The organism is Corynebacterium sp. HMSC29G08 (genome assembly GCF_001806875.1).
GTDB lineage: Bacteria > Actinomycetota > Actinomycetes > Mycobacteriales > Mycobacteriaceae > Corynebacterium.
The window spans coordinates 18,923-40,074 of the sequence record NZ_KV786262.1; the positions used below are offsets into that span (position 1 = coordinate 18,923).

The 21,152-nt window shown below is 52.1% G+C and carries 18 protein-coding genes and 1 tRNA gene; 11 read left to right on the forward strand and 8 right to left on the reverse strand.

What is annotated here, in order from left to right; all coding sequences use genetic code 11:
• Positions 1-16: 16 nt before the first annotated feature.
• Genes HMPREF3101_RS08565 through wecC form a run of 5 tightly spaced genes read right to left on the reverse strand, consistent with a single transcriptional unit; the run spans position 17 to position 7,666 of the window.
• Complete coding sequence (locus HMPREF3101_RS08565) at positions 17-3,787, reverse strand: glycosyltransferase family 4 protein (RefSeq protein WP_070464410.1); 3,771 nt, start codon at positions 3,785-3,787, stop codon at positions 17-19.
• Complete coding sequence (locus HMPREF3101_RS11930; RefSeq protein WP_141737408.1) at positions 3,787-4,344, reverse strand: hypothetical protein; 558 nt, start codon at positions 4,342-4,344, stop codon at positions 3,787-3,789. The genes HMPREF3101_RS08565 and HMPREF3101_RS11930 overlap by 1 nt, the downstream gene beginning before the upstream one ends.
• A 2-nt stretch (positions 4,345-4,346) precedes the next feature.
• The gene (locus HMPREF3101_RS08575; RefSeq protein ID WP_070464415.1) at positions 4,347-5,978 is read right to left on the reverse strand and encodes a hypothetical protein; all 1,632 of its coding nucleotides are present in this window, start codon (positions 5,976-5,978) and stop codon (positions 4,347-4,349) included.
• A complete protein-coding gene (locus tag HMPREF3101_RS08580) occupies positions 5,979-6,386 on the reverse strand; it encodes a hypothetical protein (RefSeq protein ID WP_070464417.1) in 408 nt (135 codons plus the stop codon).
• 20 nt (positions 6,387-6,406) lie between these two features.
• On the reverse strand, positions 6,407-7,666 hold the full coding sequence (gene wecC / locus HMPREF3101_RS08585) for a UDP-N-acetyl-D-mannosamine dehydrogenase (RefSeq protein WP_141737409.1): 1,260 nt from the start codon (positions 7,664-7,666) through the stop codon (positions 6,407-6,409).
• Positions 7,667-7,813: 147 nt separating this feature from the next.
• Here wecC and HMPREF3101_RS08590 point away from each other — a divergent pair, with 147 nt between their 5' ends.
• Both HMPREF3101_RS08590 and HMPREF3101_RS08595 read left to right on the forward strand, forming a co-directional pair.
• Complete coding sequence (locus HMPREF3101_RS08590; RefSeq protein WP_070464420.1) at positions 7,814-8,377, forward strand: DUF501 domain-containing protein; 564 nt, start codon at positions 7,814-7,816, stop codon at positions 8,375-8,377.
• Positions 8,374-9,309, forward strand: a complete 936-nt coding sequence (locus tag HMPREF3101_RS08595) for a Ppx/GppA phosphatase family protein (protein ID WP_070464422.1) — start codon at positions 8,374-8,376, stop codon at positions 9,307-9,309. Before HMPREF3101_RS08590 ends, HMPREF3101_RS08595 begins: the two co-directional genes overlap by 4 nt.
• 8 nt (positions 9,310-9,317) lie before the next feature.
• On the opposite strand, the gene HMPREF3101_RS08600 is transcribed toward HMPREF3101_RS08595, so the two are convergent.
• Positions 9,318-9,557 carry a hypothetical protein gene (locus tag HMPREF3101_RS08600; RefSeq protein WP_070464424.1) on the reverse strand — a complete coding sequence of 80 codons (240 nt, stop codon included), beginning with the start codon at positions 9,555-9,557 and terminating at the stop codon, positions 9,318-9,320.
• Between the two features lie 134 nt (positions 9,558-9,691).
• Between HMPREF3101_RS08600 and wecB the strand changes: the two genes are divergently transcribed.
• A complete protein-coding gene (gene wecB, locus HMPREF3101_RS08605; protein ID WP_070464444.1) occupies positions 9,692-10,828 on the forward strand; it encodes a non-hydrolyzing UDP-N-acetylglucosamine 2-epimerase in 1,137 nt (378 codons plus the stop codon).
• A 20-nt stretch (positions 10,829-10,848) separates the two neighbouring features.
• Here wecB and HMPREF3101_RS08610 read toward each other — a convergent pair whose 3' ends face one another.
• Complete coding sequence (locus HMPREF3101_RS08610; RefSeq protein ID WP_070464426.1) at positions 10,849-11,718, reverse strand: hypothetical protein; 870 nt, start codon at positions 11,716-11,718, stop codon at positions 10,849-10,851.
• 108 nt (positions 11,719-11,826) lie between these two features.
• Here HMPREF3101_RS08610 and HMPREF3101_RS08615 point away from each other — a divergent pair, with 108 nt between their 5' ends.
• From HMPREF3101_RS08615 to HMPREF3101_RS08650, 8 genes are all read left to right on the forward strand, one after another.
• The gene (locus HMPREF3101_RS08615; RefSeq protein ID WP_070464428.1) at positions 11,827-13,230 is read left to right on the forward strand and encodes a glycosyltransferase; all 1,404 of its coding nucleotides are present in this window, start codon (positions 11,827-11,829) and stop codon (positions 13,228-13,230) included.
• 5 nt (positions 13,231-13,235) lie between these two features.
• Positions 13,236-13,309 (forward strand) — tRNA-Ile (locus HMPREF3101_RS08620).
• A 63-nt stretch (positions 13,310-13,372) separates the two neighbouring features.
• Positions 13,373-14,641: a glycosyltransferase family 4 protein gene (locus tag HMPREF3101_RS08625; protein ID WP_371327075.1), complete on the forward strand. Its 1,269-nt coding sequence runs from the start codon at positions 13,373-13,375 to the stop codon at positions 14,639-14,641.
• Entirely contained in the window at positions 14,638-15,222 is a 585-nt protein-coding gene (locus HMPREF3101_RS08630; RefSeq protein ID WP_070464432.1) for a hypothetical protein, read from the forward strand. Before HMPREF3101_RS08625 ends, HMPREF3101_RS08630 begins: the two co-directional genes overlap by 4 nt.
• Positions 15,219-17,276: a glycosyltransferase gene (locus HMPREF3101_RS08635; protein WP_070464434.1), complete on the forward strand. Its 2,058-nt coding sequence runs from the start codon at positions 15,219-15,221 to the stop codon at positions 17,274-17,276. The genes HMPREF3101_RS08630 and HMPREF3101_RS08635 overlap by 4 nt, the downstream gene beginning before the upstream one ends.
• A gap of 49 nt (positions 17,277-17,325) precedes the next feature.
• Positions 17,326-18,237, forward strand: a complete 912-nt coding sequence (locus tag HMPREF3101_RS08640) for an ABC transporter permease (RefSeq protein ID WP_168160179.1) — start codon at positions 17,326-17,328, stop codon at positions 18,235-18,237.
• The gene (locus HMPREF3101_RS08645; RefSeq protein WP_070464436.1) at positions 18,221-19,081 is read left to right on the forward strand and encodes an ABC transporter ATP-binding protein; all 861 of its coding nucleotides are present in this window, start codon (positions 18,221-18,223) and stop codon (positions 19,079-19,081) included. The genes HMPREF3101_RS08640 and HMPREF3101_RS08645 overlap by 17 nt, the downstream gene beginning before the upstream one ends.
• A gap of 196 nt (positions 19,082-19,277) precedes the next feature.
• Positions 19,278-20,747 carry an HAD-IIIC family phosphatase gene (locus tag HMPREF3101_RS08650; RefSeq protein WP_070464438.1) on the forward strand — a complete coding sequence of 490 codons (1,470 nt, stop codon included), beginning with the start codon at positions 19,278-19,280 and terminating at the stop codon, positions 20,745-20,747.
• 139 nt (positions 20,748-20,886) lie between these two features.
• On the opposite strand, the gene HMPREF3101_RS12440 is transcribed toward HMPREF3101_RS08650, so the two are convergent.
• A partial coding sequence (locus HMPREF3101_RS12440; RefSeq protein WP_246816707.1) for a UDP binding domain-containing protein occupies positions 20,887-21,152 on the reverse strand: 266 nt, incomplete at its 5' end.

Here is a 21,152-nt window from a genome sequence, read left to right on the forward strand (position 1 = left end):
ATCCTCTTCCAGGAGTCTAAAACTCTTGCATATTTCTGATTATCAAGTGCTGATGCTCTTTGTCTATTGGGTACAGACAGTCTTGAATCAGGCCCTCATCGTTTATGGGAGTTTGCTCTGCATCAGCAATGCTGGAGACCACGGGGGTGTCTCCGCTTGCGTCAAGCCAGAGTGAGAGGAGGTAATCATCCTCTATTCCCTCGGCGGATTCTCGGATAAGAAAATATTCAAGTTCAAGCCTGTGACGGCATGGCAATTCCGCAAGGGGGTGAATCTCAAACAGCGCACCTGGGAGGGTTTGGGATGCCCACCTGTCCGCCGGTGAATCCGTGAATACAGCGATTCTTTCGAGGTCTGGGAGTTCCTGAGCTGCCAGGTTCTCCTGTGGCTCAGAGACTGGTGTGTGTACAGGCTGTGGTGATTTAGCCGTACTAATGCTGTCGTGATTTATCTCAACTGGCTGCGAAATGCCGCGCAATGCAATCTCTAGACGGCTTTTGAGTGGCAGCTCTGTATTCCACCAAGCAAGTGTTCGTACTGCGGAGGGGTTGATTTCTAAGAACGTTTGCAGCGTATTGGGATTGGTTACCGCAATAGCATCTGCTTTCCTTGCCACTGCCCAAAATTGGCGCGGCAGAGGAGTCGGTGATTCCCATATGAAGCACGTCGTGGCACCGAGTAGTCGTGCGCGGTCTAGGAGCTTCGTGGCCTCACATTGGGATGTCTCATTTACTTGCTGAAGCTTCTTTTTCCAAGGACCGGAATTGTTTCCTGAAGGGTGAATAACTGCGACGTCAAACGTGGCGTCGAGAAGCTGCATGAAGGAGTCGGGGGAGAGGTCCACGGTGTTGAGAAGCTGGGTCCATTCCTTGCTCGTGGCGCGGTCAGACACTAGTGCGACGCGAGTATCAGCAATAGATTGATTCAGCACTGCGGGCGAGTTCGTCCGCAGCAGGGGTTGGTTACTGTAGTGAGAAGCGCTCGGTCGCGTTGGGTCCCACTGTGGGATCCCGTAGACATTTGGCAATACGCAGCAGTCGATTTCGGCAAGATGGAAATCTTTGGGCAGTGGATGGTTTCCAATAACTGCGCGGGCTGTCGCTGCTTGGAAGCTATTCCAAGCGATCTGCGCGCCAAAGTGAGTCCGTAGCTCACCATTCGAAGCTTTCGCAATCCATGACAAAGTCTCGTAGTCATCAATGAACCAGATACTAGGTATGCCAGCTTGGTCGGCGGCCTGAAGGACTGGTAGTGCTAGCCACCATGGCCCCTGTACCGCCAGTTCGGAGTGAGACAAGGCGACAGGCACTACCTGTGCCTTCACCATTTCAAACCAGCGGTCGACCCGGACGTACCCATCAACTTGGATGTGGACATCGTTCGGGGACTCTAGTGAAACCTTGGAATCAGCGAGAGGAGCGTAACCTTCGTTGTCAATAAAAGCTGGAGGTGTTACTCCGACGAATGTCTGAATCGCCGGAGCAAGTTCTGCCTCATCGAATGCGGCACCAGAAGGGCGGATCATTGCAATCTTGCCATTGGCGGGTTCGCTACTTGGCTGTGGGGGGAGGAACTGGGTGAATCTCTTCTCGTCTGCGGCGGCGATCCCCCGGAAAAACATTTCGGCGTCTTTCAAAGGACCGCGGTGGTCTCTGGTAAGAGGGATATTCTCATCCAGCACTGAGATAGCCGTTTCAGGATCGTTGTCATACCACGCGTCACGGACTGTCTGAAGTACTCGATCTGCCGCGGTGCTTGGTGTCTGTGCTGTGCCGGATGACCTGAGTGAGAAGATCAGATCCAGCCACTGAGCCCGCACTTCTGTGGTGCTGTATTTAGTGGCGTGATTCTGTGCAGACTCCGAGAGGCGTTCAAAGTCGATATCGGTGGAGACTTGAGAAATGAATCTGGCCGCCTCGGCAGTGGAATCGAAATTGAACGCTTCCCCGATAATCTCTTCTGATCCTTCGCGGCGCCATGCAATAGGAACGGCACCGCTTGCGGCTCCTTCGATCGCAGACAGGTGGAACGTTTCACGTGTGGACGGTGAAAGTAACCAGCCAATATCTTGGAGCCAGTTCGCCATATCCGGGGAGAATGGCTCAAAGACGAGCCTCTGTTGCAGCAGGGGGTTTGAACCGATTCGACGATAGAATTCTCGGTAAGAATCTTGATGGGCTGACTTCTTCCATTCCCACGCGTAGTTCCAAGGGGAATGACCTCGGATGTGGAGGGTGAAGCGCTCGTCGATAGCTACCAACGTCTCCAGGAGGTCAAGTGCTCGGTCGGGGCGTTTGAGGATTGGTACGATGCCCACGAGACCGATATTGAACCTGGCGTTTGGAGATTTGCGTCGAGCAAGGTCGCCAAAGTTAACGCTGTTAGGGATGACTATTAGCTTTTCTTCTGGCCACCCCCGCATGTCAATTGCCTTTTGCCGGTAGAATTCAGAGGCAAAAACGATGGCGGCGCAATTATCAATATTGAGCTCAGTAATCCAATCCTGCAGCAATTCGTACCCGTGCAGGTGCACAATGAGTTGCTGATCGGGACGGACATGCTGCGAGTACCAAATAGCGTTTTTAGAGGCGAATTCCGCGATGATTACCTCTGCAGCGTTAAGCAACGGTTGGCTTTTCTGTGGCTGTGGCTTTGCATTCGCTTCGAATAGATCGACGCTTAGGGCGATGTCTGAGCGTTGCATCAGTGAATCAACGAGGTCACCCGCAAATTTAAAGTCAGCACCGACCAGCAGCACACGAGTAGGGGTTTCATTGAAAGACGGGGTGCGGGCGTAATCGGGAAGATCCGACTCGAACAATCGGCCGAAGGCGGTTGGTTGAGCACCCGAAACTAACTCCTGTGGCGCAGCCAAGCTCTTGAGCGATACAGCGCGTTCTTGTAGCCGCAAAACAGCATCACCCTGGCGCAGGATACTTTTGAGCAGATTGACTTCGTCTTCGGTACAGGATGCGGGAACGACGTAGACGTAGGCGCAATCGGTATTCAGGCGCGAAGCGTCTTCAATGAAATGCGTGCCTGGATAATTCTCAAGGGGGTGGAACCCATCCTTCTTCTCGTCCTTGTTAGCAATTACTAGAACTGGTGGAGGTTTCCGGATAGGACTCGCTTCGCGGACAAGTGTCTCAAAAGAGTGGGGCATCCACTTCGCGCCGAAACGGTCAAAATCAAACACAAAAGTTATTGGTCCAAGAGCACCTGCTGGTGCTGCTTCAAGCGGCAAGGGCTCAAGCAGACGGGTTTTTGAGGTGGCGGAGGGCACGCGACTTTCCACGAATGCTCTCGCATCTGGAGTTGCAAAAAGTAATAGGCGGGCACCATTTGCGGTGATTTGGACACTGCTTAAATCGAGGTGTTTTGGATTACCGGGATTCAGTGGATCGTCGGCAAGGAGGGCCCAATGAACAGGTTGAATTGACTTCCCGCCTGCGATATAGCGGCTCAGGTCAATGCCCTGAGTTAGCACAATGTCGTACTGGATCTCCCTATCGATGACGGCTTCTCGTAGCACCGAGCGAGCATGAAAGCGGGGCGGGACAGAATCGGTCGATGAATCAAGATCAGGATCGTTTGTAAGGTTTAGCAAACGTGCACCACAATCGCTCAGCTTCTGTTCGAAGTTAGGAACGTCGCGATTCAACGCTACGGTGACGTCGAAATTCGACTCCTGCATGTATTGGGTAGAGGCAATGACCCATTGCAGGTGTAGTGGGCTTTTGAGGATTCCTAGGTCGGGGCAAAAAAGAATCGTCGGTTGCACGTCCATTACATAGTCCTCCTGTACTCATTTTCAAGAAAACGTTCGAGTAGGGTCCAGAGCTCCGATTGCGGTGCGTTCTCCTCGCGGTCTTCCTCGGGGATCTGTGCCAAGTTAACTGTTGAGGTGGACTGGATGAAGGCCTCGTCAATACCTAAAGGACGTTCGGGTCGTGGCAAGTAAAAAACAATTCCGCCGCGTGCACGAATTTGGCGCCCAGCGTCGAAGACTTCCTGTGCAAGGTAATGGCGAGCTCCAGAATCAGCTTTCAGCCAAGGGCCCGAGTCAAAAGCAGCGTTGTCAATTACTAGGGCTTCAATCTGACGTGGGCGCGCTTGATCTACGGCGGCTCCGGGCACCGCCCACACAGGGGCGAATCCATTGTCACAAAGTGTTTTGTGGAGTTCGGGCGAGCCGACGAACAGCAGCTGTCTACCTTCGGGGTAGTGATTTACGCCAAGGACTTCTGCGAGTGTGATCCCGTTTGGGGCCTGCTTAACAGGGGGAGTTGATGATCGCCCTAGTCGTTCCAGCAGTGTGGCGACATTTCCAGATGGGGAACGCATGGTCAGATTCGATCCTCCTCGGCTAAATTGGGAAATTTCTGAAGGACAAGATTCCAAAGTGTTTCACGGGCCTCATATGCGTCCCCTACTGGCGTTTTTATGTCGACGGGTTTGTGGGACAGAATTGATCCGTTCTCAACAAATCCCCAAGATTTAGCACGCGAACCTGCGTAGTCACTCCATTTAGAAGGCAGATAAGGGTTGACCGCGTGATGCTCTCCTGAAACTGCGTCGTTGACAATTAGGTAGTCAAGCTTGTCAGTCGTAGCCAAGAACTTCAGGTAGGGGAGCGAAGCATTGAATGAGACGCGGTCTTCTACCCCTTGGGCGCCTACCCCTTCGTAAGCACGTTGGACAAGTTCGTCAAATTGCTTCTTAGAAAAGTTTCGTGGGCGGCGATTCCCCTCAGAGGCGGGAATATAGTTGGTAAAGACGTGGAGATGCACCTTCTCCGCTATTTGCGCTGGCAGACTTCGCATCGCCGCGGTTACTTCGCGGATAGACCTCGAAGAGTAGAACTCACCGAAGTATCCCAAATTCAACTTATTCGGGTCAGGAAGAAGGGATGCTTCTTCCATTTCGTAGTAGCTACGTGGCAATGTGGGATGGTTGCTCACTTCTCCAATTTTGTCTACCCGTTCGCGAAGTGCGGTGGATGGAATGTGTGCGAGCATGGTCAGCTTTTGGTTCGAATTAGTAAAAATAATTCGGTCTGCAAAAGCGTATGCTAGGTTCTCCGCCAGTGAGAAAACGGTGAGCTTGCTCGCATCAAGCTCTGGATACTTTGACAAAAGTGCGTCAACCATCGTGCCGCTTACTTCGTCTACGGGTACTTCAGTGCCGCGCGGTAAACCTTCTACATCGAGTGAGAGAGGGTCGGAGAATTCAGCTACCCAGTCAACACTGGGATTTCGTTGCTTAAACAAGAAACCCGCGTATATCGATGGCGCCCACATAGCTCGCGAATACACCATCTCGTATTGCGTGTTTTGGTGCATGTCATCTGCGATCTTGGCGGCTCTAACAGCGAAAGCTTTAAAAGGCTCCCAAGATGCCCAAGAAGCAGGCAACGGCAGAAAGTATTTTGAAGCGACGTATGGTTCGGCGATCCGCTCAATTGTTGGATCTTGCTTTTTCTTGTGCAGGAAAGAACAAGCGATCACGTCAAAGGTTTGCGAGAAATTTCTCAAACGCTTTGACGCGACGGTAGCACCCGTGTCCTGGAACGGGGAAAAGTTGTACAACAGCGCAAGCGCTTTTGGTTTTGGTTGCGCGGCTGTCCACGGAAACCCATGAGGACAGTGGAGCTGTATGTAATCCGAGTATGCTTTTCGGTCCTCAGGGGTCGTCTCAAAATGGCTGGGAAGCCAAGACACTGCGGCTTCCGAGATTTCTTCTAGCTCCCGATTGAGGCGCCAGTCCTTGTTTTGCGCTTGTTCAACCTTGAGCAGATTTATGAGGGAACAAGTCGCCTTGAGGTTGTCTGGTTGCGCTCCGGACTGCGCAATCTGGCTTAAATCAATATCCAATAGTTTGGAAATGGTATCCAAGGCTTTTAGGAGCTGTGGCTCACTCGCTCGTTTGATGTCAGCAAGCAGCGATAAGCGTTGTGCACTCAGGTCGGTGGTATCCATTTACAGTTTTCCGGTGATTTGAGCAGCTGCAATCCTAGCCATGCGGGACTCTCGGCGAAGCTGGTTTACGGCTTCTTGGATTTGAGCAGAGATAAGCTCATCGCTGCTCCCATTGGCGGGGTGCTTGGCTTCAGCAAGTAAGGCCACACGGCGTTCCAAGCTTGAAAGCTGATCAGACAATGGTTGAGAATCGAAAGATCCACCAGGGGATTGCGGAATGCGGCGAATTGCGGAGAGCTGCTCTCTCATACGGAGGTGTCCCAAAACCGGAATTAAGGACAGGGACAATCCGAGAAGGATGAGTGCGCCACGAATTACATCAAAAGCGGCTAGCACTGCTCCGACCAGTGCAAAGCAGGTGACTATAAACGTGATTGCCCTGTAGGCAAACTTGTTATCGAATTTCACTTATCGCTCCTATGTCCGGCTTAGGACTGGCGGGGCCAAAGCCCCTTGGTATCGATAATGGTCTTGGCTGCAAGGTCTTGCCCCCAGAGGCCAACAAATTCTTTGTGGTCTACCAGTAACACGACGATGTCGGCCTCATTAATTGCTGCGTTGACCTCGGCAAGTTCAACGTTTGGAAAGCCTGTTAGGGCAGCTGGTAATTCATGAATGTTTGGCTCAACAGCCAACACCCTATGAGATGAGAAGCTTTTAGCTATCTGGGTAGCGATCTTCAGCGAAGGAGATTCTCGAAGGTCATCAATGTTTGCTTTGAACGCGAGACCCAATACAGCGATTACTGAATCTGGTTTTGCAGCTACCGCTTCTTCAACCTTGGACAGGACCCAATTCGGCTTGCCGTCGTTTACCTCACGGGCTGTTCGAATGATCCTGGAGTTTTCCGGATCTGCTGAGACAATGAACCACGGGTCTACGGCGATGCAGTGGCCACCCACTCCTGGTCCTGGCTGAAGGATGTTCACGCGAGGATGGTGGTTTGCAAGCTCGATGAGCTCCCACACGTCAATGCCAAGCTTGTCAGCAATGATTGAGAGTTCGTTTGCGAATGCGATATTCACATCTCGGAAGGAATTTTCGGTAAGCTTCGCCATTTCCGCAGTCACATCATCTGTCGGAAGCAGTTCGCCATCACAGAATGACCGGTACACCTGGGTAGCTAGCTCAGTGGCGCGGGGTGACATCCCTCCGATGATGCGGTCATTTGTCTTCAGCTCCTCGAGTGCCTTTCCTGGGAGGATCCGCTCCGGGCAGTGCGCGAAATAAACCACCGGTTTACCCTCGGGGTTCGGGTCGCCATCTGCTGCTAAATCGGGACGGTTTTCTAGAATCCGCTCTGCCATTTTCCGGGTTGTGCCGGGAGGCGACGTGGATTCGAGCACAACCAAAGCACCTTCTCGCAACTTTGGGGCGATTGCGTCCGCTGCAGAGAAGATGTATGACGTGTCTACCTTGTAATCGTCGGCAAATGGGGTGGGAACTGCGACGATGTAGGCATCAGTTTCCGGCATCTTTACTTGGGCCTTGAAGTGGCCCGCGGCCAACGTCGCCTGTAGTGCTTCCTCCAGGCCGGGCTCGACAATGGGGGATGAGCCGGAATTGATCTGATTGACACGGTCAGCGGAGATATCGACACCGACGACATTGACTCCGCTTTGGGCCAAGACAACGGCTGTAGGCAGGCCGATGTAGCCTAGCCCGACGAAAGCTAATGAATCGATCATCTGGGTATTCTCCAACATCTTGCAATTTGCATTTCTCAGGAAACTGTAGTCTATCTTCGGACAAGTCTCGACGTGCAGTTCAATAGTTATTTTAGGTCTACCATTGGTGTCTGATTCCAGTGGCCCGACTATGGGATAATTACCGGCATGTTAACTTCTCCCTCTAGTGAACAGCTCGCTCAGGTTGCTGGTCAGCTTGGACGTTCGCCGCGTGGTGTGCTTGAGATTTCCTACTTTACCCCCGATGGCCAGCCTGCGGTGGTGAAAACAGAGCCCCTGCTTGACGACGGCACGCCGTTTCCCACTCTCTACTACCTCACAGACCCGCGTCTGACTGCTGAAGCGTCGCGCCTGGAAGTGGCGCAGGTGATGAAGTGGATGGAGTCTCGTCTCAATGCCGATACCGAAGACGGAGAGGCGCTGCGTGCAGATTACAGGGCGGCTCACGAGCATTTCCTAGCCAAGCGCAATGCCTTGCATGACTTGGGCACTGATTTTTCTGGCGGCGGTATGCCGGATCGTGTGAAATGTCTGCACGTGCTCATCGCTTATGCGCTTGCGGAAGGCCCTGAACACTTCCGCTTCGGCACGGAAGCCGTTGCTCTTGCGGCAGAGCATGGGGAGCTGCGAGGCACTGCAATTCCGGCAGATTGGCCCATGCTTGCAGAACTCGGTATCACGCTTGAAGAAGCAGGGGAGGGCTTGGCATGAGTGCTATCGCCGACCGTGTTGCAGCCGTAGATTGCGGCACCAACTCCATTCGCTTGCTTATTCAGGACACTGTCGATGGTGAAGTAAATCGTGAAAACACCATCGTCCGACTCGGTCAAGGCGTGGATGAAACGGGCCAGTTCCACCCAGATGCGATTGAGCGCACACGAAAAGCTCTCGCGGCGTATGTGGACACCATGCAGCGAGAATGCGTAACCAGGGTCCGTATGGTTGCCACCTCTGCAACGCGTGATGCTTCCAACCGCGCAGATTTTTTCACCATGACACGTGATCTGCTCGGTCGTATCCAGCCTGGCGCCCAGGCGGAGGTGATCACTGGCGAGGAGGAAGCCGCATTATCGTTTGCCGGCGCGACTGCCGATATTGATCCGGCTCGTGAACCTTTCTGTGTGATCGACCTTGGTGGTGGTTCCACCGAGTTCGTCATGGATGGCCACGCTGTTTCCACCCGTATGGGGTGTGTGCGTGTGACGGAGCGTTTCATGCGCACGGATCCCCCTACTGAAGAAGAAACAGCAGCTGCCCGTGCTTACATTCGTCAGCGCATTGCTGAAGCAGCAGCCGAAGTACCCTTTGATCGAGCTCGGACGTTCGTGGGGTGCGCTGGTACGTTCACCACGCTTTCCGCTCTCGCACAGCACTTGGCCACCTATGATCCTGAGCGGATCCACATGTCAGAGATCCCATTTGACCGCATGCGCGAGGTGACTACAAGCTTGCGCCTAAAAACTGCGGCCCAGCGCCTCGAAGACCCCGTCATGCATCCGGGGCGCGCGGATGTCATTGGCTCGGGCTCCACGGTTGTTGAGGAACTGATGGACGCCTTCAAAGACGTAGCGGGTGCCTCAAGCTTCATCGTCAGCGAGAAGGATATTCTCGACGGCATCGTTGCCGGACTGCTTGAGAAGTAGCCGCCGCTCTACTCTTGGTCTGGCTCGAGGATCTGGTCCTCACCGCGTTTGCGGCCTCGGACTTCCTTCATTCGCGGCTCCGGATCAATCTTGTTTGCAATGGCCCGGCGGGCAGAGTCCGTGACGGACTTGGTAATGGGTGAGTTCATCACCGCCTGGGTTGCGTTGACGATCTGGTGGTAGCGCTTTCGCCCCGCTTTCGTCCCCAAAACGTAACCAGCTGCAGCTCCGACGATGTATTGGTACATGCACAACACCCTACCGGTCTATTTTGGCTGCGAACACCGGTCTAGGTGGCCTACAGTGTTCTATAAACTGTTCATAACTTATTGGATATACCCCTGAAGAGGCACAACTAGTGACGTCCGCTAAACCAAAGATCATGACCGTTTATGGCACTCGCCCTGAGGCAATCAAAGTTGCTCCAGTGGTCAGGGCGTTGCAGGACGATGAGCGTTTTGATTCTGTGGTGGTTTCCACCGGCCAACACCGCGAGATGCTGGAACAGGTGAATAAGCGTTTTGGAATTGTGCCGGACCATGACATGGCGCTGATGAAACCGGGCCAGTCCCTCAACGAGTTGGTCTCTCGCGCTATTGCTGGCCTTGACAAGATCATTGATGCTGAACAGCCTGACGTCATTATTTCCCAAGGGGACACATCGACGGCCATGGCTGCAGCACTCGCGGGATTCCACCGCGGCGTAAAGATCGTCCACCTTGAAGCTGGGCTGCGCACCGGAAATATCTTCTCGCCTTTTCCAGAGGAAGCCAATCGCAAGATTATTGGGCAGATGGCTAGCCTTCACCTTGCTCCCACGAACGAATCACGCGAGAACCTTCGCCGGGAGAACTTCCGTTCGAAGGACATCGTGGTCACAGGCAACACTGTGATTGATGCGTTGATTGCAGCTTCACAGTGGGACGTGCAATTCGAAGATCAGCGCCTTGAAACTATCCGGAACACCGAGGAAAGACTTGTCCTAGTAACCACGCACCGCCGTGAGAATTTGGACGCCATGAAGGAAATCGGCGGGGCAGTACAAGACCTTGCAAAGGCGTATCCTGATCACATTTTCGCGCTACCATTGCACCTCAATCCAAAGGTCCGGGATTCGGTGCTGCCCGAGGTTGAGGACCTTCCCAACGTGATCATTACCAATCCGCTCCCGTACGACCAGTTCACCGCATTGATGAGTCGCGCGTATCTCGTGCTCACCGATTCAGGTGGTGTGCAGGAGGAGGCTCCTTCACTAGGCAAACCAGTTCTGGTTATGCGGGAAAACACTGAGCGCCCAGAAGCTGTTGTAGCTGGCACTGTCAAACTGGTCGGAACAAACCGTGCTCGTATTGTTGCAGAGGCGAAGAATCTCCTTGACCATGACGCTGCTTACGCCGCAATGGCAAATGCAGTCAACCCCTATGGGGATGGCAAAGCTGCATGGCGCGCACTCGCGGCGATTGCTGAGCTGGTAGATGTGGGGCAGCGTGTTCCGGAGTTTGAACCTAACCTTGGTTAAAGCGATCGAGGCTAGGAAAACTAGGAAAACGCTATGCCATCGTTGAAGTCGTCTTCTCTCATCAGTTCGTCCCACCGGCCAGAAAATGAAAGACAAAACTGTAGAACAACCTCTTGAAGGTGGGCAGGCGGGGCTGCATGTCCTTCTCCCCAGTCGCCTTGGAGAGTGCACCAGCGTTCGCCATAACTTTCACTGAAGAGCTCTGCCCAAGGGCGGTAATGATTATCTAGGTGGAAGTGGTCTTTCCTGTTCTGCAGAAAAAGTGCATAGTTGGGAAAAGAGCTTGAGTAGGTCTCTAGCATATTCGTGTGCGCCTGAGAAGGAGTTGGATGTACTCCGCCCCAGCAAGTGTTGATGTATTTGAGCACCTTGTCTGGGTGGTACTTCGAGATATCTGTCTGAGGGTTGACAGGGATGGCAAGGGAATCTGGAAACGCATGGGAATAAAAGAGTGCCGCAAATCCACCTGCTGAGGATCCTTGGAAGATGATGTTGTCGGCTCCTAGACCATTCGCAATGTGGCGGATAACTTCAGTGAGGTCATCTTGGAGATGTCGATTATTGTCACCTGCAAACCACCCAATCGGAATGCCAAAATCGAGGGAAGGGTCTGAAACGAAAAGTACTGAAGCATCGAGATTTTTAGTGATCCCGTGGCCAACAAATATGGGAAGCGTGGTTTTGGCAGGATCTGCAGCTGCATGGAAAACTACGACAAGGTTTTCTGATTTCCGGTCGATGAGCTGCAGATCTAAGGTCCCTTGACCATAAAGGATCGATGAAATTCCGGTGTCTGGAACTTGATCCAGGAATTCACCCAAATTCCGGTACAAAAAGACATCTTCCCCGGAGAGGTGTGAATAACGGGCGAAATTTCGTTTAATGTGCATTGGTTCCCTTCCAACGTTGAGGTTGGTTTATGGTAGCTAATGCGTTATTAACTGCCGTAATATCATCAGCGGCCGCGTGCGGTGATGGAACATTCTGAGAGTTGAGCAATGAAGCCAGTTTTTATAGGGCAGACCCGATTTAGTCTCTTTATTCCCAATTCGGGGGCGTGGCGTGCCAGCTCTGCGGCTGGAAACGGAGAGTCGGAGTATCGGGACTATCTGTATGCGCCGGACCGTCTGGATTTTCGGGATAAGGTTTTTACGCAGTTAGCAGTTCCGGCGCTAGCTTCCGCAGCTGGGTCGCATGAAGTTTGTCATATTGTTTCGTACTCTGAGTCGCTGCCGGAAAAGTATGTAAATTCACTGATGCGGACCGCGGAACAGTACCCGTTCATCGTTCTTCAGGAGCTGCCCGATGGTGTTCCTGATTGGGGGCGTTCTGAAAGCATCATTAAGGAAAAGGTTGGAGTCGGGGTGTTCGGCCGGTATCGGCTTGATGATGATGATCTGCTTTCGAAGCACTATTTCGACGTGATGGAGCGATTCATCAAGCCCGAGTACGTGGGGATGGTTGTGAGCCTGCCTCGTGGCATCGAGGCAATCTATTCCGGTGGCCATTACTACAATTTCCGTGAAGCTCATGTGCCAATGAACTCAATGGGTATGCTCTACGTATCGGAGCTTGACAAGACAGGGAAAATACACGCTCCTCGTGCCGGTGCACACGACAAGGCAGATCGGCTTGCGCCTGTGATTATGGACGCGAGCAAGATTGCGTACCTAAGAACTAATCACTCGGGCCAAGATAATCTGCTCCGCCATCAATCCGCACTGGTCCTAACACAGCTCGTGTCGAGCATGGACAAGTTTCCAGCGCTTTCGAGCGTTGATGTGGTGAGGGAAAATTTCCCTGTTATTGCATCGGCAGTCCTCAATGACGAAGGGACGGTAACGAAGCACTGGAACGGCCAAGTAGACAACGGAATACGGATTGCAGTGGCTGGGGGTACTAGCGGCATTACCGTAACTATCTCCGGTGAAGCGCCGAAGTCGATTCGCAAGAACCCAATAGCATTGTCATTCACACTGGAAAGTGATTCAGGAAAAACTCTTTCTCCGCGAGCTAAGGTGAATGGGCTTGCGACTTCCGAAAATCCTCGCATTGGTCAGTTCGCTTACTTCGACATCAAACCGGGTTCCTTTACTGCAAGTGTCAGTGCTTATCTTGGCGGTGGGGTGAAGGTGCGGGAGGTTCGGATTGTCCCACTCGTCCCAGAAGCTCACGAGATTCGTATAAGTACATGCGTCGTGGATCAAGAAGCAGATCAAGTTCATTTTTCTGCCTTAGGTGATCCAGTACACTCTCCGTTGCCCTGGGAAGAGCGAGTAAAAATTCTCGTAGCGGACCTTGGTTCTAGGGTTTGGCGGCAACTCAAGCCGTTTCTTCACCGCGTTTTCGGGGAAGATCGAACCAATAATGCTGTAAAGTTCGTCACTGCTAAACTCAGGTAGATCTAGGGGCTATAGCTCAGTCGGTTAGAGCTGCGGACTCATAATCCGTCGGTCGCGGGTTCGAGCCCCGCTGGCCCCACGCTGTGACTGTCTTCGAACCATAAACAAGTAAGACAAAGGGAGGCTGGGATTGAAAATTCTAGTGCTTTCCCAGTATTGGTACCCCGAAAACGGGGTCCCCCAACGGCGATGGCTATGGCTTACTGAGATCCTGCGAAGCGCAGGACACGAGGTGGTAGCTGTCGTGCCGCCACCTCACTACAAACGCTCGGTGTCCATTAGACAGTGGGCGAAATCCAAAGGTTTCGCGCCGGCGCATTCTTTGAAAAGCGGAGAAAAAGGCGAAATGATTCTTCGCACCGGATATTTCCCAGCTGGGAAATCACTCACCCAGAGGATTTTCAATCAAGCGTGGATCGCGGTGAGCATGCTTCTCGCAGTTATACGCCCAAACGGTCCATTGCGGGACTACCCACCTGATGTTGTCATTGGCACCGTGCCTGCTTTACCAACCGCAGCAGTCACGTACTTTGCAGCGAAAAGATTTCGCTGCCCTTATGTTATTGACCTGAGGGATGCTTGGCCGGCGTTATTCCGAGAAAGTAGAAACTGGAATACGGGAACGGGGGCACCATCAGTCCGGGAGAAGTTCTTGACATGTGGCCCCTTACAGGTTCTTGTACTGGTTACCGAAAAAATGCTGGAACGAGTACTAGGCAAAGCCTCTGGGATCATAACAACCTCGACTGAACTGCAAGGGCTCCTTTCTCAAGAGTATGAGGCACATATAGCCACCGTCCGAAATGTCTTCCCGAGTCCTCCTCCTGTGCTGCGGAGGCAAGAGGCGAAGAACCGTCGTCAATTGAGAGTTCTTTATGCGGGCACTCTCGGGAGAGCACAGAAGCTAGATAATGCTTTGATCGCTGCAAAAATCGCCCAAGAGAGCGGAGTGGACGTAGCCCTCCGATTCGTAGGAGATGGAGCTACCTGGGATGCGCTATCTATGCGGGCGGAAGAACTTCAGATTAATTTTCAGTTAGAGCACCAACGTGATCCCGACGACTTATACGTTCACTACGAGTGGGCAGATACTGCGTTGGTTCATTTGACTGAATGGGATTCGCTAAAGACTGCAGTGCCATCTAAAACCTATGAGTTGATGACAAACCGGATTCATATCAGCGGTGTAGTTCGTGGTGAGACGGCTGAGTTGATTAACTCTTTAGGAGCAGGGGATGTCGTGGCTCCCAACGATCCGCGGGCTTTAGCTGAACTATGGGTGAACCTAGCAAAGAATCGTTCTCGTCTTATTGTGGGTGATAGGGGGAGACGGTGGGTTGAAAAAGAACGAGAGTATAGCGCACCAGAGGCGTTACTTTCGCTTCTGGGGAGGTGTAAGAAGAACCCGTGAGAATCCGTTCTTTGGAAGCATGGGCGCTTCATCGGCGGCCTGCGGTTGTCATAGCACAAGTAGAAGAGTTCAAAGTTGATCTGTCTGCTTTTGAATCTGGTTCTAGTTTCTATCGGAGTATTCCAGAGGCTATTCCTGCAGGCTTACCCTTGGTAGTTGTGAATCCAACCGTTGAGATTCTCGAGGAGTTCCAAACACGCACTTTCTGGAATGAAGCTTCAGAGATCCAGCTATGGGTTAACGCTGCTGGGCTTCAAGACTTTGCTGAGTGCCTATCCAAATTTGATGAATTTGCATTATGCGGCACATCTCTGGACGAAACATGGCTAAGAGCCCTATTGGGCCCCAGTGCGTCGAGCGACCGTTTGGCAGAGGATTTCATCACCGGAATCCAAACTGGGAGCCTGCGTCGAAGCACAGAATCTTTCGAGGTGGAAGTTTCGCCGCAGAAAAGCAAGGCAAAACCCTCAGTTCGCGCTGAGCTGATTCGGATTACGGCTAGTGCGTTAAAACCGGTCAAACCGTATTTGCCAACGCGACTAGTCCACACCTTGTACAAGATTCTTGGAGCATTGCGGTGAACAGTAGTTTTCCATCCATTTCGGTCATTGTGGCTTCGTACAGAGGAGTGGAGCGTCTCCCGCGCCTACTGGAATCACTGGATGCTCAGACCTTGGACCGTAACGAATGGGAAGTGCTGTTCGTTTGCAATGGATTAGATGACGGTACCGTCCGTCTGTTGGAAGAATGGCAAGAAGACTCAACAGTAATCACACGTGTTCTGTCTACGCCTGATACTGGCGCTGGGCTGGCACGAAATCTAGGGCTTGCGGCTTCGCGTGGCAGATTCATCACGTTTGTTGATGATGATGATTGGATTGAGCCTCACTACCTGGAGGTGGGACTTCGACATTCCTCGGACAACTCCGTTGTGCTGCTTGAAATCAAAGATGAAACAGATGGGGAACTGGACGAAGCAAACGCACTTAATGTGCGCCGGCGGCTTCTTGAAGGAACAAACGTACCTCTTGCAAGCACCGCTTGGGTCCTAGGGTTTAATGCATGCAAGCTCGTACCTGCGGGGGTTATGAAATGCTGGCGCTATAAGGAAGCACTCACATCCGGTGAGGACGTCGCCTTTTTTGCAAACCTTCTACGCTATCCAGGGTTGACGCTTGAGATTCCGAAAAATGAGGACGCGGCGGCATATGTGCGTACAATCCGCGCAGATTCTGTTTCGCGGCCAGCGCGTGGTTTCGATTTCAACGTTGCACAACGGTTAGATGTGATTGCCTCCTTGCAAGATATCCCTGTTCCTGAGGATGCATTGGCAGCACGTAAATCGCTCGAATCGTCTCAGTTTCAGTTTGTTACAGACTGGCTTCGAGATCACGAAGGGGATGTAAGCGCCGCAGCAAAGCATGGACTTTCGGTGGGGGCTGCTGATCTGGATTGGAAACGTGCCCACTCCCAAAAGGCTAGGAGGCTTGTGTTTTCATATTGTTTTCCTCCGTTCGCTGATCCGGCCGCAAATGTCGTGGCGAAGCGAATAGCCCAACGAGAAGAGGTCGTAGATGTCATCAGCGGGGATATGTCGGCGGTACGTGCAGTGGATCCTTCAACGAGCTTGCTGGTTGACCCTTGGATACAAAACCACTACGTGGTAAGCGGCTACCCGTCGTTTTCATCGTGGCCGGCTATTGCGGCGTTTGGAAGGAAAGCTGCCAAGCGTGCCGCTCAAGGAGACTACGCAACCGTATATTCGCGAGCACTATGGTCTGGCTCGCACGTTGCTGGTGCTCTTTATAAGATCAAGAAACCTCATGTGACCTGGGAAGCGGAGTTTTCAGACCCTATGCGCTGGGGTGTTAGGGGGGAGCCGCGGTTAGGGGGTCCTGCTAGTGGGCGTATTGCTCGACGGTTGCGTAAAAGCATAGAAGCTGCTGGGTGGGGGGCCGAACTTAGGAACTCCGTGGATGACCATTTCGCTCTTACTGAACTTGTAACTCTCTGTTTAGCGGACGAGGTTATTTTTACGAATCGCAACCAGCTCGAAGTAATTCTTGGTCCATATAGTGCGGAATTTGCTGAAGCAGTTCGAGCGAAAGCGACGATTCAACCGCAGCCACTGCCCCCACAGGAGGCATATATTGCGAAAGTACGGGACCTAGGCTTGGCGTTAGAAAAGCTCAACCTTGCCTATTTTGGAAACTTTTACGCGAACCGAGGCCTAAGTGACTTTGCTGAGGCTGTCAACGCATTGCCGCAGGATATGTATTCAAAGATCGTGCTGCATGTTTTCGCGGCCGAGGCAAACGACCCAGTGCTTCAACAACTAGTGGAAACCGGAAATGCCGTTGTACACAACGCGCTGAACTATCTGGAATTTCTTGCAGCCTGTAAGCAATTTGACATCCTTGTTGTCGTTGATGCTGCGACTAGGGGGACTGGATACCCGGTGAACCCATTTCTGCCATCGAAACTCTCGGACTATTTGGGTGCTGGAACTCCGATCTGGGCAATGGTGGAACCAGGTTCTACGTTGGCTGAAACATCAGTGGATTTCGTTTCGGAGCTAGGGAATTCGAGAGACGCCGCGCAGCAGCTAGTTCAAATGGTGAAGTCTCGCGGGTAAACACGGGTAAACTAGGTCACCGCACTATTTGCGGTCGATGGGAGAAAGTATGGACACCACCAGCGATTCGCAGCCGATTGACTCCGGCGGATCAGATCACCCTGGAGCAGCTCCGTCGGTTGTTGTAGATACGCGAAACTTGCATTCGCTTCAATCGCGCCCGGGATTCATTGAATATTGTCGGCAGCTTTGGGCTCGACGAGCGTTTATTTGGGCTGATGCCAGGTTCAAAGCTTTACGCACTACGAAGGATTACCGCCTGTGGCGCACGTGGCTCGTGCTGCAGCCCTTGCTGGATGTGGCATTTTACGCGTTCCTTTTCGGGCTAATACTTAAAACCTCGCGGGGTATTGATAACTTCATCGGGTTTCTTATCCTCGGGGTTATCTTTATGAGAATGATCACTGGTCAGCTGTCTCAAGGCATTATGCTGATTCGAAATTCGCGTGGAATGATTCAGACGTTTACGTTCCCGCGGGCTTCCTTGGCTATCTCACAAACGCTTCGCAGCTTGTTGGATAACATTTTGCCGGCGGTAATTGCGGTGATTATGGCGTTAGCGGTGCAAAATTTCTCTCCTTTGAGTTGGTCGGCCCTCTTAGTCATCCCGTTGTTTTTCTTGATTCATATCTTTGGATGCGGTTTGACCCTCATTACTGCTCGGCTTACCGCAGTCCTTCCAGACACGCGAGCGCTGATTGATTTTTTCTCGAAGGCTTGGTTTTTTCTTTCGGGCGTAATGTTTTCCATTGAGCGGTTTGTGGACCACCCCGTCATGTATGACGCGATGACTGCAAATCCTGCGTATATCTTCCTAACGGCGATCCGCGGGTCGGTGCTGTACGATGCGCCACCGTCTATTGGGACCTGGATAACCCTACTCGCGTGGTCTTTCGGCACGCTCTGTGTGGGCATGATCTATTTCTGGCAAGCGGAGGCACGATATGTCAGACTCACCTGAAACTGACAAAGAAGCAACAAACCGAATTGTAGAGCCCTCAGTTGTAGTTTCTAACGCAACGAAAACGTATGTAATTGGTCGTGGTCGGTCTGAGGATGCCTCGCTGGTGCGTTTTAAGAGAACGCGGCAGACCGTCGAGGCATTGAGAGGCGTGTCACTGGTGGCTGAACCTAGTGAAACGATTGGGATCATAGGCCTTAATGGATCCGGAAAATCTACCCTGTTACGGCTCATCGGTGGGGCAGAGGAACCTACGACAGGTCGCGTCATGGTGCGGAAGAAACCGATGCTTTTGGGAGTTTCCCCAGCGTTGCATGGAGATTTGACCGGTGCGCAGAACGTTTACCTTGGTTGTCTTGCATTAGGAATGTCGGCCAATGAGGCAAAAGAACAAATCCAGCTAATCGCGGATTGGACTGAGCTTGGCGAGGCCATTGATAGGCCGATGTCCACATATTCATCGGGAATGGGCGCGAGGTTGAAGTTCGCAATTTCGACGGCGGTTGAGCCGGATATTCTACTTGTAGACGAAGCGCTTTCCACCGGCGATGCCGCCTTTGGCTCGAAAGCAAAAGAGCGAATCAACCGCGTCATAGAAAAGGCTGGCAATCTATTTCTCGTGTCTCACGGTATTGGCACGATTGAAGATCTGTGTGAGCGAAGCATCTGGATTCACCAAGGAGAAGTGATAGCTGATGGTCCCACAGAGGAAGTCTGCCCGAAATATCACGAATGGGCCCGTCTAATGGGCAAGGAGAATAAAGACCCTGCATTTGCATACTTGGAGGAAGTTAGAGGTACCTACCGAAAACCTTTAATCAGCTTTGCGGCTCAGAATTCCTAATAAGCGCCGTCACCGGAGGAGTCGTGTTTGGGGCAGAATCTAGGCCATGGTGCCTGTTGGTTGTTTGATGGCTCCCTTTCGACAACAGGCGACGCTTTTCCATGGTGCTAATGTATTGATTGTTGAGTTCACGTGACATGACGGCGTTCGGGGTTGTGACCACTCCGCTGCCGCGAGAGAAGGACTTTGGAGAACGATGGTTAAACTAATAATTTGGGATTTAGACGATACGTTGTGGCATGGCACATTAGCTGAAGGGGACGATGTATCTCTTTTCGATGAACGTATTCATGCAATACGGCTGCTTAACAGCCAGGGTGTCGTCAACTCCATCTGTTCAAAGAATGACTTCGAAAATGCAAAGGCCAAGTTAACTGAACTGGGGATTTTTCAAGAGTTTGTCTTTCCAGAGATCAACTTTGTTGCAAAAGGTCAGTCTGTGCAGAGGATTCTTACTGATATGAATCTTCGGGCGCCAGACGTCGTTTTTGTAGACGATAACCCCCACAACCTTCATGAGGTCGAATCGGTTGTCGAAGGAATACAAACAATCGATGCAAATTCTCTTGAACTGGATAGGTTTTTGCTCACTACGCTTGCTGAAACAGCTGGCGGTAAATCCCGCGTCTCAAAATATCGGATGATGGAGGATAAAAGGTCTGCTCGTGCAGAATTAGAAGGATCGAATGAGGACTTTCTTCGCTCCTCCGGAATTAAGATGACGGTTGTGCGTACTCAGGAGAACGCTCCGTATGCAGGCAGGATCGAGGAACTGATTAACCGCACAAACCAACTCAATTTCTTAAAGACGCGCGTGGAACCGGGCTCTTTGGCACCGTTTATCGTTGATGTCGGCAAAAATCAGACGTATTCCCTCTTTGTCTGGGATAAGTTCGGAAACTATGGGCTAGTTGGATTTGCTTTCGTCCGGACGAATACTAAGGAAGTTCGCCACTTCACCTTTTCTTGCCGCATTATGAATATGGGTGTTGAAGAGCAATTCGCGTGGTACCTTCATGCAGCCCCTGATGGGCCGCGTGTACCTCTAGATAAGTTGCCCGTAGCAGCAATTAATCACGACTGGATCACAATTGTTGATTCGAATTCTGAGGAAGCGCGGGCAGCCGTTGCTGAGGCTAGTGGTACGTCTGGAGCGAGTGCTGCGGAGATAAGAGTAATGGCGAACTGCCAATCAGGGTCGATTGCGCACTACTTGCAAGTAGATACACCAGTAGAGATCGATAACTGGCCTCAAGCATTTCGTTTGGTGGACTGGATTCGTGATCAAGACATGCGCGGCCCTTGGACGCCGCACATGGTTTACGGTGCATTCGTTGACTACTCAGAGGATAAGTGGCGAGGTACTGAAGGATTGGCTGAATATACTAGCGCAGTTAAGCGTTTTGCAAGAGAGTGTGTCAGCCGGGGATCGAGCTTGACCGTTATTCTTCCCGTTGATCAATCGGTCAATAGCAGTGGTGTGACCTACGACTACTCTGGGCTGAATAAAGCGTGGCGCGATATTGCTGGAAATGAACCGGCAATAGAGGTTCTTGAGTTATCCGATTTTAACCCAGCTATGGGCGCTGATCCGCGCCACTTCACGCGAGAGACAATTATCGCAATAGCGGATGCATTGACTACCAAATTTCGAAGTGTGTCTTGATGGGTGACATTTTGTGAATCGATGCCTCACGGCACCTACCGAAGTTCATAAGCTCCGGTAGGTGCCGTTCTTGCAGGGCTTGATTAGGACTTCGCTGTTACGGAAGATAGCCAACCGGTGTGCGTAGAGCGTGCCTAGTCTAGGCAGACTTGCCGAGTGCGCTCACTTCCCATCCGGCTGCCTGCCAGGCTTCTACTGGCAGCACGTTGCGGCCGTCAATGAGCTTTTGCTTATCGACGACCCCCGCAACCCACCCCGGCTCCATCTCCTTAAACTCCTGCCATTCGGTTGCGAGGATGACAAGTTCGGCGTTGCGTAAGGCGTCTTCAAGCGAAGAAGCGTAATCAAGCGTTGGGAAGACCTTGCGTGCGTTGTCCATGGCCTGCGGGTCATAGACGCGCACAC

What these genes read in the sequence shown, in the direction of transcription:
- wecC (WP_141737409.1), bottom strand. Translation starts at nt 7,666, where the DNA reads ATGATCGATTCATTAGCTTTCGTCGGGCTAGGCTACATCGGCCTGCCT.
- HMPREF3101_RS08640 (WP_168160179.1), top strand. Translation starts at nt 17,326, where the DNA reads ATGGACACCACCAGCGATTCGCAGCCGATTGACTCCGGCGGATCAGAT.
- HMPREF3101_RS11930 (WP_141737408.1), bottom strand. Translation starts at nt 4,344, where the DNA reads ATGCGTTCCCCATCTGGAAATGTCGCCACACTGCTGGAACGACTAGGG.
- HMPREF3101_RS08610 (WP_070464426.1), bottom strand. Translation starts at nt 11,718, where the DNA reads ATGCACATTAAACGAAATTTCGCCCGTTATTCACACCTCTCCGGGGAA.
- HMPREF3101_RS08645 (WP_070464436.1), top strand. Translation starts at nt 18,221, where the DNA reads ATGTCAGACTCACCTGAAACTGACAAAGAAGCAACAAACCGAATTGTA.
- HMPREF3101_RS08595 (WP_070464422.1), top strand. Translation starts at nt 8,374, where the DNA reads ATGAGTGCTATCGCCGACCGTGTTGCAGCCGTAGATTGCGGCACCAAC.
- HMPREF3101_RS08615 (WP_070464428.1), top strand. Translation starts at nt 11,827, where the DNA reads ATGAAGCCAGTTTTTATAGGGCAGACCCGATTTAGTCTCTTTATTCCC.
- HMPREF3101_RS08575 (WP_070464415.1), bottom strand. Translation starts at nt 5,978, where the DNA reads ATGGATACCACCGACCTGAGTGCACAACGCTTATCGCTGCTTGCTGAC.
- HMPREF3101_RS08590 (WP_070464420.1), top strand. Translation starts at nt 7,814, where the DNA reads ATGTTAACTTCTCCCTCTAGTGAACAGCTCGCTCAGGTTGCTGGTCAG.
- HMPREF3101_RS08600 (WP_070464424.1), bottom strand. Translation starts at nt 9,557, where the DNA reads ATGTACCAATACATCGTCGGAGCTGCAGCTGGTTACGTTTTGGGGACG.
- wecB (WP_070464444.1), top strand. Translation starts at nt 9,692, where the DNA reads ATGACCGTTTATGGCACTCGCCCTGAGGCAATCAAAGTTGCTCCAGTG.
- HMPREF3101_RS08565 (WP_070464410.1), bottom strand. Translation starts at nt 3,787, where the DNA reads ATGGACGTGCAACCGACGATTCTTTTTTGCCCCGACCTAGGAATCCTC.
- HMPREF3101_RS08650 (WP_070464438.1), top strand. Translation starts at nt 19,278, where the DNA reads ATGGTTAAACTAATAATTTGGGATTTAGACGATACGTTGTGGCATGGC.